This is a genomic window from Massilia sp. YIM B02443 (assembly GCF_030411955.1).
GTDB lineage: Bacteria > Pseudomonadota > Gammaproteobacteria > Burkholderiales > Burkholderiaceae_D > Telluria.
This window is the reverse complement of the sequence record NZ_JASNRA010000005.1, coordinates 89,954-103,696: the sequence shown is the minus strand read 5'-3', so window position 1 is coordinate 103,696 and position 13,743 is coordinate 89,954. Positions and strand designations below refer to the sequence as shown.

The window sequence follows — 13,743 nt, the reverse complement described above, 5'->3', positions numbered from 1 at the left end:
GCCCGTTACGGCCGAGCCGAAACCGGATTCAGGCTTCGGCCGGCGGCGCCGCGACACGCTTGCGGCGCCGCGCGAACAGCCACAATCCGGGCAGCTGGATCAGCACCAGCAGGGCGAAGCCGACGCGGTAGGCCTGGGCCGGCGCGTGGCCCAGCAGGTCCGGCGGCCACAGGCCGACCACCAGCCCGAAGCCGGCCTGCACCAGGAAGGCGCCGATGAAGATCAACAGGTTGAGGAACGTCGCGGCGCGCCCGGTCAGCTCGCGCGGCATGGCCTGGGCCACGATCGCGTACTCGATGCCGGTGATGGTGCCCACCAGCGTGAACAGCACCGACAATACCTGGAAGCTGGGCCGGTAACCGATCACGAACGCCGCCTGCACCAGCACGAACACGGTGATGCCGGCCGCCGCCACGTCGAGCGGCGGCATGCCGCGCCGCCCGGCCCATTCGGTCAGCATGCCGACCGCGATGGCGCCGAACACCACCGCCGCCATCCCCAGGTACAGCAAGTAGGCGACTGCGTCCTCGGGATAATGCGCCACGTCGCTCAGCCAGCGCCCGATCCAGAGGCCCTGGATGCCGAAGAACACCGCATGCGGGATCAAGACCAGCGAGACCACCGAACGGAAGCTTGGGGCGCGCCAGACTTCGCGCAGCGCCGGCAGCAGCGGACCGCGGCTGGCCGCCGGGCCGTCGCTCTTCGGGTACAGCAGCGCGATCAACAGGCCGGTGCAGGCCACCAGCCCCGCCAGCAGCAGGAACAGGCCGCGCCAGTCGGTGTATTCGAGCGCGGCGCGCACCGGCATGGTGGCGCTGGCCGCGCCCATGCCGCCGACCGCGATCAGGTAGCCGTGCACCGACGGCAGGCGATTCGGCGCGATCCAGGTCGACATCGCCTTCACCGCCGCCATGAAGCAGCCGCCCAGGCCGCAGCCCATCACGGCGCGCGCCAGCAGCAGCTGCATGAAGCCTTCGCCGCGCGCGAACAGCAGCGCGCCGAAGGAGGCCAGCAGCAGCATGGTCAGTTGCACCCGGCGCGGCCCGTGGCGGTCGAGCGCGATCCCGACCGGCAGCTGGACCAGGGCGAAGGCGAAGAAGAAAGCGCTGGTCAGCAGGCCGAGTTGTCCCGGCGTCAGCGCCAGCGACCCCACCAGGTTCGACGCCAGCACCGCGTTCACGTTGCGCAGCAGCGAAGACAGGTAGTGGCCGAGCGCGAACGGCAGAAACACATAGAAGAACACCGCCAGCCCGGACAGGCGCGGCATCGGCAGTGCGGCCGGGGCCGGACCCGGGGCGGCGGCGGGCTGCATGGGTCAGGCGGCGTCGGATTCGGCGGCGGCGCTGCCGCAGTCTGCCCCGGCATGGGCGCCGTGCTGCCCGCTCGGCACCAGCGGAATCACACGCCCGCCGGGACCGCGCAGCGGACCGCCGCTCTCCATCTCGAAGAAGAAGCGGTCGCGCCCGAACGCCGGCTTCAGGTGATCGAGCCAGGTGGCTTCGGCGTCGTACCTGGCGAAGAACGGCCGCCGCACCCAGTCGGGATTCCTGGCCTGCAGAAACTGCAGCGCAAACAGCTTCTCGCCGTTGATGGTGACCACGCCGTCGATCACCACCTTGCCCGGGAAGGCGCTCATCGACGGCCCGCGCACGGTGCGCGACAGGCCCGAGACCATCGAATACGCTTCCTGGAAGATCTCGTGGGCGCGCGCCAGCGGCAGCGCGAAATAGTCGCGCGGGCCGGTGTCGCGCTCGACGAACATGTAATAGGGAATCGCGCCCAGACGCACGCCGGTGGTCCACAGCTCGGCCCAGCTCTTCGGGTCTTCGTTGATGTGGCGGATCAGCGGCCCCTGCATGCGCAGCGTGGCGCCGGTGCCGACGATGCGCTTGACCGCCTGCTGGGCAACGGACGCGCGCAGCTCGACCGCGTGGTTGTAGTGGCCCATGATGGCCAGGTTCTTGCCGGCATTGACCACGCGCTCGAACAGGCGCAGCAGGTCGTCGCTGTCCTTGTCCGACACGAAGCGCTGCGGCCAATAGGCGACCGACTTGGTGCCGATGCGGATGTTCTGGATGTGCTCCAGTCCGGGCGCCAGCAGCGGCTCCAGGATCTCGGTCAGCGAACGGGTGTTCATGATCATCGGGTCGCCTCCGGTGATCAGCACGTCGGTGACTTGCGGCTGGGTCTTCAGGTAATTGACCAGCTCCGAGCATTCGCGCGCATCGAACTTCATGTCTTCCATGCCGACGAACTGCGGCCAGCGGAAGCAGAAGGTGCAGTAGGCGTGGCAGGTCTGGCCGGCGCTGGGGAAGAACAGCACCGTTTCCTTGTACTTGTGCTGCAGGCCCTTGAGCGGGGCGTCGTTCACGCGCGGCACGTTGTGCGTCATCTGGCCGGCCGGGTGCGGGTTCATGCGCATGCGGATGCCGTGCACCAGGCGCGCGATCGCGGCGTCGTCCTTCTTGTGCAGCACCAGCTCGCGCAGCTGCTCGTACTCGTGCGCCGGCAGCATGTCGCGGTGCGGGAAGGTCAGGCGGTAGATTGGATCGTCGGGGACGCGATTCCAGTCGATCAGTTCGTCCATCACATAGGCGTTGGTGCGAAACGGCAGCACGTGGGATACCACCTGCACCGCCTCTTGCAGCTCGGGAGTGAGCCAGTCCCATTGGCGCGCGGTGGCGATCGTCTGTCGCGTGTAGGGCTTGAACTTCGAAGGGGTCGGGGCGGGTGTGGTCACGGAGATTCTCCAGAAAATAAGGCCAATCGGCGGCTAGTTGCCGGGAAGAACCCATCTTATGAAGCACGTTGGCGCTCAGAATTGCCGTCAATCAACCTGATGCCGGGTGACGTACGCGCCGGGACAAACCCGGTGCACGCTGGCGGCAAATGAGGCGGCGGCGCAACGGCTGGGCCAGAGCCAGTGCCGCTTGTTCGTGCGCAAATCATTGTCGGGCCGGCTGGCTACATTAGTGAATGCACTTAAGCAATATTTTCAAAGTACATCACGCGAAAGGAAGCCACCATGAAGCTGATCGCCACCGTCGCCGCCCTGTGCCTGGCACTGGCTGCAAACGCCGCCCAGGCCAACGAGCCGACCGAGAAGGACGCCATCGCGATGGCCGAACGCGGCGCGGCCCTGATCAAGTCCAAGGGCAAGGATGAGATGATGAAGCTCATCAACGCCAAGCATCCGGACTACGTGCAGGGCGCGCTGTACGTCGACCTGCGCGACATCAAGACCGGCATCGTGCTGGCCCACCCGTACAACCCCTCGATCGTCGGCAAGGACCTGACCGACGTGCCGGACGCCAACGGCAAGAAGTACCGGCGCGAGATCATCGAACTGGCCGCGGCCAAGGGCAAGGGCTGGGTCGATTACCAGTACAAGAACCCGACCACGGGCAAGATCGAGCCGAAGACCACCTATATCCTGCGCGTGGACGACGTGGTGCTGGAAGCGGGTATCTACAAGAAGTGATGCGCTTTGGCGTTCGCCGGCGTCGCGTCGGATCGAACAAACTTGGGCCCCCGCAGGGCCGCTGAGGCCTTCGCGGGGGTGACGATTCAACTGCTAACGCTGGGCGAAACGCTTCGGCAGCGGTCATGTCTATCGGAGTTCCCATGCTGAACAAATTGCGGATCGGCCAGAAGCTGTTGCTGGCCCCGGGACTGGTGCTGGTCCTGTTGACCATGCTCTCTGCGGCCGCCTGGTACGGCATGGTGCGCCAGAACGCGTCGCTGGAAAACATGGTGCAGGTGCGCGCGGCGCGCCTGCAGGCGGTGGCCGACGTCGCCGGCGAGGCGCGCTTCGCGCACGCCAACATCTACCAGTTGCTGGCATGGGTCAACGGCAGCTTCGCCCAGAATCGGCTCGCCGCGCTGACCGCCGACATCGGCAGCAAGCACGCCGCCGTGGCCGACAAGCTGGCCGCACTGGCCAAGGTGGCCGACGCCGCCGAGCGGGCGCCGATCGAGGCCTCATTGGGCGCGCTGACGCGCTACCGCAAGGCGGTCAACGAAACCATCGAGATGGCGTCGGTCGACCAGTCGATCGCCACCAACTCGATGCAGAAGGCCGAGCAGCAGTTCGTCGCGCTCGACGCCGAGCTGGCGCGCCTCGCCGCGCTGGAGAAAAAGCTGAGCGTGGACGCGCATGGCGCCGCCAAGGAAGAATTCCGCGCGCTGGGCTGGACCATGGCCGGCCTGGTCGTGCTCTCGATCGGGCTGTCGCTGGCGGTGACGATGCTGGTGCGGCGCGCCATGCTGGGATCGATCAAATCGATCGCGCACACGGTGGCCGAACTGGCCGAAGGCCGGCTCGACGCCCCGCCCAACAATGCGCTCGGACGCGACGAAATCGCCGACACCGCGCGCGCGCTCGACCACACCATCGCACGCCTGAACGCGGCGCTGCACAGCGTGATGGATTCGGTGCGCTCGATCGACACCGCGTCGCAGGAAATCGCCAGCGGCAACCTGGACCTGTCGACCCGCACCGAGATGCAGGCCGGCTCGCTCGAGCAGACCGCCAGCACCATGGAGACCTTGACCACGGCGGTCAAGGACAACGCCGACAACGCGCGCCAGGCCTCCAGCCTGGCGGCGGAAGCGGCCCAGCTGGCGGCGCGCGGCGGCCAGGCGGTGGAGCGCGCGGTGAGCACGATGGAGTCGATCCAGGCCAGCTCGCGCAAGATCGTCGAGATCATCGGCGTGATCGACGGCATCTCGTTCCAGACCAATATCCTGGCCCTGAACGCGGCGGTGGAAGCGGCGCGCGCCGGCGAACAGGGACGCGGCTTCGCGGTGGTGGCGGCCGAAGTGCGCACCCTGGCGCAGCGCTCGGCGGCGGCGGCGAAAGAGATCAAGACCCTGATCGCCGACTCGGTGACCATCATCGAGAACGGCAACGCCTCGGTGCTGGACGCCGGCGCCAGCATGGGCGACATCGTCTCGTCGGTGCGCCAGGTGAACGACATCATCGGCCGCATCAGCGTGGCCAGCACCGAGCAGGCCGACGGCATCGCCGAAGTCAATCGCGCGGTGGGCCAGATGGACGGCATGACGCAGCAGAACGCGGCGCTGGTGGAGCAGGCCGCGGCGGCGGCGGCCAGCCTGCACGAGCAGACCGTCAACCTGGCGCGCGCGGTGGCGATCTTCAAGGTGGTGCCGAACGCGGGCGAAGCCGCATCACCGGCGCAGGCGGATCAGGAGCAGGATGCCGACTTCCAGGGTGTGGACGAGCGGCGTGCACCCGGCAGCGCCATGCGCGGCGGGCCGGTGCGCGCGCTCCCGGCGGCGCCGGCGCGGCGGCGGGCCTGAATACCTGTAGCACTGCAAAGCCGGCACGTCGTTCCCGCGCAGGCGGGAATCCAAGTTCGTAGTGCAGCCGGGTGCACGGAAACGTAGGTGGCAATACGAAGTAAACTTGGGTTCCCGCCTTCGCGGGAACGACGGTCTTGAGGATAGGGGCCGAAACGAGGCTAGCGAAACGGCCGGCTCACGAAACGCGAGCCGGCCAAGCCGAAGCGCCACGGCACGTCGACCGCCTTCGAAATCCCGATGCGCGGCCCCGCCACCACTGCCAGTCCAGCCGGCGCCGCCAGCAGCTCGAACGGCGCCTGCGCCAGCGACATCCCGTTCATCTCCCGCGTCACCCCCAGCGCCTGGCACAGCTTGCCCGGCCCGGAACACAGCAGCCACTCGTCGTCGGCATCGCGCCGGGTGCGCATCAGGTCCAGTCCCGCCACCGGCTCCAGCGCCCGGATCAATACCCCGGCCCCGTGCCCCGCTTCGCGGCACACGAAGTTCAGGCACCAGTGGATGCCGTACGAACGGTACACATAGGCATGCGCCGGCGGCCCGAACATCGCCGCATTGCGCTCGGTCGGTCCGGAATAGGCGTGCGAGGCCGGATCCTCGCGGTCATAGGCCTCGGTCTCGACGATCCGTCCGCCGACGCCGTCGACCAGCACCGTTACCCCGATCAGTTGCTGCGCCACCAGCTCGGCCGGCGCCATGAAGTCGATTCCTGCAATTGTAGAAATAGCCATGCGGCGATTCTAGCGCGGGGCACGCCGACCCGCCGTCTTGGTGAAACCAACACAACAATTGTCGGAAAATGTAATTGCCTTGCTGCAATGTCGAGTTGACTCGGGTATAGTGGACACTGTAATCCAGCACCGCTATTTTGCGCGCGTTCCGCCGGTCCGCGTTTTCCTTGCGCGCCCGCCGTCCGCGTTCCCGTAGCATTTCAACACCATTTCCATGAATACCGTCGCCGAGCCCATCCAGCAGATCGACCAGGTCGATGCCCTGATCAAGTCGATTCGCATTCCGCCCCGGCCCAGCCTGCTGGCCGACCTGCAGCGCGAACTGGCTGCCGAAGACCCGTCGCTGGACGCGATCGGCAAGATCGTGGCCAGCGACGTCGGCATGTCGGGCGCCCTGCTCAAGCTGGCCAACTCGGCCATCTACGGCGGCCGGCGCAAGGCCAAGTCGGTCGAGCAGGCGATCCTGTTCCTGGGCATCAACCAGGTGGCGGCGATGATGACCGGCCTGCTGGCGCGCCAGGCGATTCCCGCCAACAGCGCCGCCCTGGCCAGCTTCTGGGACATTTCCACCCGACGCGCACACGCAATGGTGTTCCTGTCGCGCCGCCTGCGCCTGGGCGAGCCGGACGTGGCGCACACCTTCGGCCTGTTCTGCGACACCGGCGTGCCGCTGTTGATGGACCGCTTCCAGGACTACGGCGCCACCTACGCCGCAGCCTCGCTCGAAGCCGAGCTGCCGTTCACCGCGCTGGAAGACGCGCGCCACCAGACCAGCCACGCGGCAATCGGCTGCCTGCTGGCGCGCAACTGGGGGCTGTCGGACCACGTCGGCTGGGCCATCCTGCACCACCACGATTTCGCCATCCTCGACGACGCCTCGACCGCGTCCGGCGTGCGCTCGCTGGTGGCGCTGTCGCTGCTGGCCGAGAACGCCATCTGCCGCTACCAGGGCCACGCCGAATCGCTGGAATGGAACAAGGGCGGCGCGGCGGCCTGCGCTTATCTCGGCCTGTCCGATGAAGAGACCGCCGAGCTGCTGGACGAACTGTTGGAAGCGTTCCACGAAGACTGAAGTCTTTTGACTTCCCTCCATTGCAAGCGGATACTTGATTCAAACAAGAGCCCTTGCACAGGGGGAGACATGAAGCGTTTACTTGAACGTTTCTTTTGCGGCTGGCTGGCGCTGTGGACGTCGTTTTCACTGCTGCTGGCCGGCTGCGCCGGCCTCGATCCCGCCCCTGCTCCTCCTACTGCACTGTTCGCCGACAGCCGCTTCGCGCCGCCCTCGGAAGCGGTCGACGCCGCCGACCTGTTCACGCTCAGCCCCGCCATGCGCGCCTACCTGGACAGTCCCGCCTTCCAGGAGCGCCTGCGCGCCAAGGGGTCGCGCCACGGCCTGGTCGACGCCCTCTACAGCCAGACCGACCTCAAGCTCGAATACGATTCCACCAATACCCGCAACGCGCGCGAGACCTATGCGGCGCGCATCGGCAACTGCCTGTCGCTGGTGGTGATGACCGCCGCCTTCGCCAAGGAACTCGGGATGCCGGTGCAGTACCAGAGCGTGAGCATGGACCACCTGTGGAGCCGCAGTAATGGACTATACCTCGCCAGCTCCCACATCAACATCAGCCTCGGCCCGAATGCGGGCGACGTGCGGCGCGGCCACGATCCGCGCCAGATGCTCACCGTCGGCTTCCTGGCGCGCGAGGATGCGGCGCGCCTGCCGGAAAACCTGGCGGTGCTGCGCAATCTGGAGCCGCTCCTGACCGCGCTGGGCCGGCCGCAGGAAGCGCAGCTGCTGGCCAAACGCATCGCCGGCATCGAACCGGTGCCGCCCTATCACTGGTTCGACCAGGGCGTGGCGGCGCTCAAGGCCGGCCGCAACGAGCGCGCGCTGGAGCTGTTCGAGCGCGAAGTCAGGCGCGCGCCCTACAACGACGAGTTCCGCTTCTGGCTCGGCATGGCCTACCTGCGCGCCGGCAACGTGAGCGAGGCGCGCGAGCACATCGCGCTGACGGTCGACCACAGCACCCAGCGCGACATGCGCGAACTGTATGCGGCCAAGCTGGCGCAGTTGCGCCAGGTGGCCTCGCACCCGACCAGATTGCGCTGATAGCACGGTCGGACAGCCTTGATTCTCGGCTTAATCCGACGCCAGCTCTGCATGCGCCGAAAAGCGGCTGCGGTATTCGCTCGGCGTCACGCTCATGCGGCGCAGCAGGGTGCGGCGCAAATTCTGCTCATCGACATGGCCGGTGAGCGCGGCGATGCGCTTGAGCGGCAGGTCGGTTTCCTCGAGCAGGCGGCGCGCCGCTTCCAGGCGCAGCGTCTCGACCATCCGGGCCGGCGTGCGCCCGGATTTGGCCAGGTAGACGCGCGCGAAGTTACGCGGCGACATATTCACGAATCCGGCCAGCCGTTCGATGCGCAAGTCGTCGGCGAGGTGGGCCGCGACCCAGGCGTGCAGCTCCACGAAATCGTCGTGCTCGCCTTGCTGGGCCGACAGCGGCGCACTGAATTGCGACTGGCCGCCGCTGCGCTTCATGAACATCACCAGCTGACGCGCCGTGTCGATGGCGACCTTGTGGCCATAGTCCGCTTCGACCAGCGCCAGCGTCAGGTCGATCCCCGCCGTCACACCCGCCGAGGTCCACACGGCGCCATCGCGGATGAAGATCTTGTCGGGGTCGACGGCGATCGCCGGATAGGCATGCTGCAGCCGCTGCGCCCATTCCCAATGGGTGGCGACGCGGCGGCCGTCGAGCTGCCCGGCCGCCGCCAGCAGGAAGGCGCCGGTGCAGACGGAACACAGGCGCCGCACGGCGGGCGCGCGCCGGCGCACCCAGGCCACCAGCGCGGGCGCCACCGTGTACTCGTTGCCGCTGCAGCCGCCCGGCGCGATGATGGTGTCGATCGCCACGCCGTCGAGCTCCGACAGCGGCACCGTCATGACCTGCAGGCCTGCACTGGTAGCGATCAGCCCACCCGCTTCGGAGGCGACGATCACCTCATACAGCGCCTGCCCGGACGCGGCATGACGGCGACTTGCGGTGAACAGCGCCTGTACCGGCCCGGTCAGGTCGAGCAGGTTCATGTCTTCGTGTGCCAGCACCACCACCCGCAACGCGGCATACCGAGTCGTCATGTGTCTCAAGCCTATTTGTTCACCTGCTTAATCACCGATTGCCGCGTGGGCGCCGGACGCTTCCAGCCGTCGCTTTCGTACTCAAGCGAGTCGGCGGTCTGCTGCGCCACCGCGCGGCCGTAATACTGGTCCACGATATGCAGGGCCAGGTCGATGCCGGCGCTGATGCCGGCGGACGTATATATTCTGCCATCCTGCACGAAGCGCACCCCGCCGACCACCTTGACCTTGGGGTAGCGTCTGGCGAGACCCTCGAGCGTTCCCCGGTGCGTCGTCGCCGTCCTGCCGTCCAGCAGTCCGGCCTTGGCGACCCAGAACGCCCCGGTACAGATCGAGACGATGGTCTTGTCGCGCCCACCCATCTTCTGCAGCCACGCAACCAGACCCGGCGCGCTATCCATCGCAGGCACCACGATCAGGTCCGGCTCGGGCGCGCTGTCGAAGCTGTAGTCGGGCGTGATCGCCATGCCCGGATGACGGTTGCCGGTGGTGCGGATGGTGGCGGTGCCGGTGCCGACCGTGTACAGCTGGAACGGCATGCGCGCGTCCATGCCCTGGCCCTCGTCCGGCAGGTGGATGCTGGAGAACACGTCCCATGGCCCGGCGAAGTCGGTCGGCACCGCCTGCTCGCCCAGCACGAACGCGACCTTGACCGGCAAGGGATGACGCTGGATGGACGCGGCCTTGTCGGCACACCACGCCAGCTGGCTAAACAGCATCAGGATCAGGAAACTGGGAATCAGGAGCACATGCTTCATCGGGCACTTTCGGGAATGTCAAGACCTTGCCAGTCTATGCATCCCGGTCGTGGCGAAGATGCCATCGGCCCGTCATTTCCTGCCAACGCGGCGCGTGGCCCGTCCTAGAACAACGGTGCCTGGCCCGCTGCCGACATCCGGTCCTGCGCTTGTGCGAGACGGCGCCACACATCGAGCTTCTGCTCGAAGCTCAGCGCCATGTGCGCCGGAGAACTCGACGGCAGCACCACGGTGCGGTAGCCGGCGGCGTCGAACTGCGGCGCGAACTTGCCCGAGGCCTGGCCGTTGAAGCCGACCGTCCGTAGCTGCGGGCACAAGCTGCGCAGGCGCGCGAAATCGTTGGCGGCCGGCTTGCGGATGGCGGAATCCAGGCTGCCTTCGCGCTCGCATTCGCCCAGCACGTCCCACAGGCCGACGCCGTGCGCCAGCAGGCGCGGCAAACGCTCGGCATAGGGCAGCGCGGCCAGGTCTTCCCCGACGACGGCCGAGATCAGGCGCCAGAATTGATTACGCGGATGGGCATAGTACTGGCCGGCCGCCAATGAAGCGGCGCCGGGAAAGCTGCCCAACACCAGGACGCGCACGTCGGGATCGAGCACCGGCGCCAGGCCGGTGAGGGTGAGTGAGGAAGCGGTCGGCATGCCCGCATTGTAGCGGCGCGCGCTGCCCGGCGCGCGCCGCTCACGCACTTACGCCGAAACGGCTTACTTCATCCACACCGCGTAGTTGGCACCGGATGTCTGCAGCACCCAGCCGCTGCCCGACGGGCTCCAGCTATTCGGCCCGATCTTCATCGCCAGCTGGCGCGTGTTGCCGCTGATGGTGGCTGCGTACAGCCCCTGCACCGCCGTGTTGATCGTCACCGGCGAGGTCGAATGCACGCCCGCCGCGCGCCGTGCCGCCATCAGCGCCGCGATCGGCGTCTTCAGGTTCCAGTTGTAGATGTGCGGGTAGTACACGGTCGGGATGCCCGGGTGGCTCAGCACGTAGGCGTAGCCCTGCATGACCGAGCCGCACGGCACCGACCAGTGATTCTGGCCGTTGCCGCAGCTCTCGGACGGGCCGGTGTCGTGGTTGTCGACGAAGGTCACCGACATCGCCGGCCACCAGCCGATGGCGCCGGCCGGCTTGTTCGACGCATCCTTCAGGCGCCAGTAGTTGCCGTTGGCGAGGGCGTCGTTGAGCAGGCCTTTCGAGGTGAAGTCGAAGGCGCCGCAGCTGTTGCCGGTGCCGTTGATCCAGTTCATGATCTGCTGGCGGTGGCCGTCGATGTTGTTCAGGTCGAGGTTGTCCCACAGCTCGCCGACGCAGAACTCGGCGTTGAAGGCGTTGGCGTACTGGCCGACGTAGCTGGCGCCGAAGCCGCGCACGTAGTCGACCCGCATGCCGCTGAAGCCCACCGGCTTCAAGGTGTAGTTGAGCCAGTTGACGATGCCGTTCTGGACTTCGCCGACGTTGGTGTGGTCGAGGTCGCGCCCGCCCCCGAACTCGATGCCGGTATCGGGGTTGCCCAGGCCGCAGTTGCAGTCGTCGCCCGGCGTGATCGTATGCAGCGTCCAGTTGGGATTGGTGAAGTCGGACCAGCCGGTGGTGCCGACCCGGTGGTTGACCACCACGTCGGCCACCGCCTTGATGCCGTTGTTGGTGAAAGCGCGCACCACGTTGGTCAGTTCGGCCGAGCTGCCGTAGGCGGAGTTCAGGTTATTCAGTTGGCGCGGCAGGTAGCCTTGCGAGGCTGCCGAGTCGGATGCCGGCGGTAGCCACACGTGGGTGAAGCCCATGCCTTTCAGGTCACCGACGTTGTTCAGCAAAACGTTGTACCAGCGCGGATTGGTGTAGCCCGACGAATTCCAGTGGAAGCCCTGCAGCAGGACCGCCTGGCTGTTGCCGGATTGGGCCGGCGGGGTCGCGGCCGTGGCGCCCAGGCTGGTGGCCAGGGTGCCGATTGCAAGCATGACGCTGATGCTTGATTTCTTGTTCATGTCTCCTCCGAAGCGATTGCAGGTAGGTGTGGATTCCTTTAACAAAGCAGTCTCAAAAAGCGTTTGCAGTCGATGCGTGCAATGGTTAATGACGTAACTTGACTACCAGTTTGTCAGGCAGCATGGCGAAATCGACAATCAAGTCTCTGCCTGCCTCAGCAGTGTGTCAATCGAATTTTCATGCATGTGTGTAGTTTCGCTACACAACAAAAAAGCGGCGGGACGCTCGCGCGCACCGCCGCAAAGGGCAATCAGATTGCCTTGGGGGAAGAAGATGAGTAAGCGATGCTCAGCGTTGCGCCAGTGCCCCGCCCTGCTGTACCGCGGCCGGCGGCACGTCGCCCCAGCCGCCGCCGAGGGCGCGGATCAGCGCCACCGTGGTCATGGCGCGGTCGCCGCGCAGCTGCACCGCGGTGCGCTCTACCAGCGCCAGGTTGCGCTGGGCATCGAGCAGTTCCAGGTAGCTCGAACGACCGGCGTCGTACAGCTTCTGCGCCAGGTCGGCCGAACGGCGCGCCGACACCAGCGCCGCCTCGATCTGCGCCGACTGGCCCGCCAGCACGCGCAGGCCGGCCAGGCTGTCCTCGACTTCGGCGAACGCCACCAGCACGCTCTGGCGATAAGTGCCGACCGACTCTTCCAGCGCCGCTTCGCTGCGCAGCACGTTGTTGCGATTGCGGCCGCCGTCGATGATCGGCATCGAGGCCAGCGCCCCGATCACCCACGAGCGGCTGCTCCAGCGGAACACGTCCGAGAAGGCGCCGCCGACGCCGCCGCCATCGGCGCTGATCAGCAGCGATGGAAACATCGCGCCGCGCGCCACGCCGATGCGTGCGTTCGACGCTTCCATCGCGCGCTGGGCGGCGACGATGTCGGGACGACGCTCGAGCAGGGTCGATGGCAGGCCGGCCGGAATCGCCGGCATCGCGGTAGTGCCCAGCAGCGGATTGACGCCGGCCACGTAGTTGGCGGCCGGCTTACCCAATAACACGGCCAATGCATGCTCGCTGGTCGCGCGCTGGCGCTGCAAGCCGATCGCCTCGGCGCGCGCCGTGGCCAGCTCGGTTTTGGCGCGCGACAGATCGAATTCGCCAATGTCACCCAGGTCGAAACGGCGCTGGGTCACGCCCACGCTTTCCTCGCGCAGGCGCACGGTCTGCGCCACTGTCGCCAGTTCCGCGTCCAGCGCGCGCAGCCTGAAGTAGGTCTGCGCGACGTCGGCGTGCAGCGCCAGCAGCACCGAGCGGAAGTTGGCTTCCGAGGTGGCGGTGTCGCCGCGCGCCGCCGCCACGCTCGCCGCCACGCGGCCGAACAGGTCGACCTCGTAGCTGGCGCTCAGGCGCGCGTTGTAGCTGGTGTGCGCTTCGGTATCCGCACCCGGCGCCAGGTTCGACTCCAGCGGCGACAGGCGGGCGCGCTGGGCGCCGATCCCGACGCCCACCTGCGGGATGCGGTCGGCCTCGGCGATGCCGGCGATGGCGCGCGCCTGGCGCACGCGGCTCGCGGCCACCGCCAGGTTGGCGTTGTTGACGGTCGCCTCTTCGACCAGCGCGGTCAGCGCCGGATCGTTGAAGGCGAGCCACCATTGGCCGCGCGGCTGCTGCTCGGCCGGTTGCGCCGGCTTCCAGCGCGCGCCGTCCACGCCTTCCACCGTGCTGACGTCGGCCTGGGCCGGCGTCTGCGATTCGCGGAACGCGTCCGGCGTTTCGACGTAGGGCTGACGGAAGTCAGGGGTGGCGCAGGCGGTCAGGAGCAACGCTGCCACCAACGGCGCCACGCCCCGTGCGATCATGTTCATCATC

General features: G+C 67.4%; 12 protein-coding genes. 4 read left to right on the top strand and 8 right to left on the bottom strand.

The window, feature by feature from the left end; translation table 11 throughout:
* Window positions 1-28: 28 nt before the first annotated feature.
* The gene (locus tag QPK27_RS07370) at window positions 29-1,312 is read right to left on the bottom strand and encodes an MFS transporter (protein WP_290417565.1); all 1,284 of its coding nucleotides are present in this window, start codon (window positions 1,310-1,312) and stop codon (window positions 29-31) included.
* Between the two features lie 3 nt (window positions 1,313-1,315).
* Entirely contained in the window at window positions 1,316-2,740 is a 1,425-nt protein-coding gene (locus QPK27_RS07365; RefSeq protein WP_290417564.1) for a lysine 2,3-aminomutase, read from the bottom strand.
* A gap of 285 nt (window positions 2,741-3,025) precedes the next feature.
* Between QPK27_RS07365 and QPK27_RS07360 the strand changes: the two genes are divergently transcribed.
* Entirely contained in the window at window positions 3,026-3,481 is a 456-nt protein-coding gene (locus QPK27_RS07360; protein ID WP_290417563.1) for a cache domain-containing protein, read from the top strand.
* Window positions 3,482-3,624: 143 nt separating this feature from the next.
* Complete coding sequence (locus tag QPK27_RS07355; RefSeq protein WP_290417562.1) at window positions 3,625-5,322, top strand: methyl-accepting chemotaxis protein; 1,698 nt, start codon at window positions 3,625-3,627, stop codon at window positions 5,320-5,322.
* A gap of 161 nt (window positions 5,323-5,483) precedes the next feature.
* Here the strand turns inward: QPK27_RS07355 and QPK27_RS07350 are convergent, their stop codons facing one another.
* Window positions 5,484-6,053: a DNA-3-methyladenine glycosylase gene (locus tag QPK27_RS07350; RefSeq protein WP_290417561.1), complete on the bottom strand. Its 570-nt coding sequence runs from the start codon at window positions 6,051-6,053 to the stop codon at window positions 5,484-5,486.
* A 214-nt stretch (window positions 6,054-6,267) separates the two neighbouring features.
* On the opposite strand from QPK27_RS07350, the gene QPK27_RS07345 reads away from it, so the two are divergent.
* Together QPK27_RS07345 and QPK27_RS07340 are read left to right on the top strand one after the other, a co-directional pair.
* Entirely contained in the window at window positions 6,268-7,125 is an 858-nt protein-coding gene (locus QPK27_RS07345) for an HDOD domain-containing protein (RefSeq protein WP_290417560.1), read from the top strand.
* Window positions 7,126-7,194: 69 nt separating this feature from the next.
* The gene (locus QPK27_RS07340) at window positions 7,195-8,169 is read left to right on the top strand and encodes a c-type cytochrome biogenesis protein (protein ID WP_290417559.1); all 975 of its coding nucleotides are present in this window, start codon (window positions 7,195-7,197) and stop codon (window positions 8,167-8,169) included.
* Between the two features lie 30 nt (window positions 8,170-8,199).
* On the opposite strand, the gene QPK27_RS07335 is transcribed toward QPK27_RS07340, so the two are convergent.
* The 5 genes from QPK27_RS07335 to QPK27_RS07315 form a co-directional block, all read right to left on the bottom strand.
* Window positions 8,200-9,201, bottom strand: a complete 1,002-nt coding sequence (locus tag QPK27_RS07335; protein WP_290417558.1) for a GlxA family transcriptional regulator — start codon at window positions 9,199-9,201, stop codon at window positions 8,200-8,202.
* A gap of 11 nt (window positions 9,202-9,212) precedes the next feature.
* A complete protein-coding gene (locus QPK27_RS07330; RefSeq protein ID WP_290417557.1) occupies window positions 9,213-9,959 on the bottom strand; it encodes a GlxA family transcriptional regulator in 747 nt (248 codons plus the stop codon).
* A 104-nt stretch (window positions 9,960-10,063) separates the two neighbouring features.
* On the bottom strand, window positions 10,064-10,600 hold the full coding sequence (locus QPK27_RS07325; protein WP_290417695.1) for a DNA-deoxyinosine glycosylase: 537 nt from the start codon (window positions 10,598-10,600) through the stop codon (window positions 10,064-10,066).
* Between the two features lie 63 nt (window positions 10,601-10,663).
* A complete protein-coding gene (locus QPK27_RS07320) occupies window positions 10,664-11,941 on the bottom strand; it encodes a glucan 1,4-alpha-maltotetraohydrolase domain-containing protein (RefSeq protein WP_290417556.1) in 1,278 nt (425 codons plus the stop codon).
* Between the two features lie 289 nt (window positions 11,942-12,230).
* Complete coding sequence (locus QPK27_RS07315) at window positions 12,231-13,742, bottom strand: efflux transporter outer membrane subunit (RefSeq protein WP_374047026.1); 1,512 nt, start codon at window positions 13,740-13,742, stop codon at window positions 12,231-12,233.
* Window position 13,743: the final 1 nt, after the last annotated feature.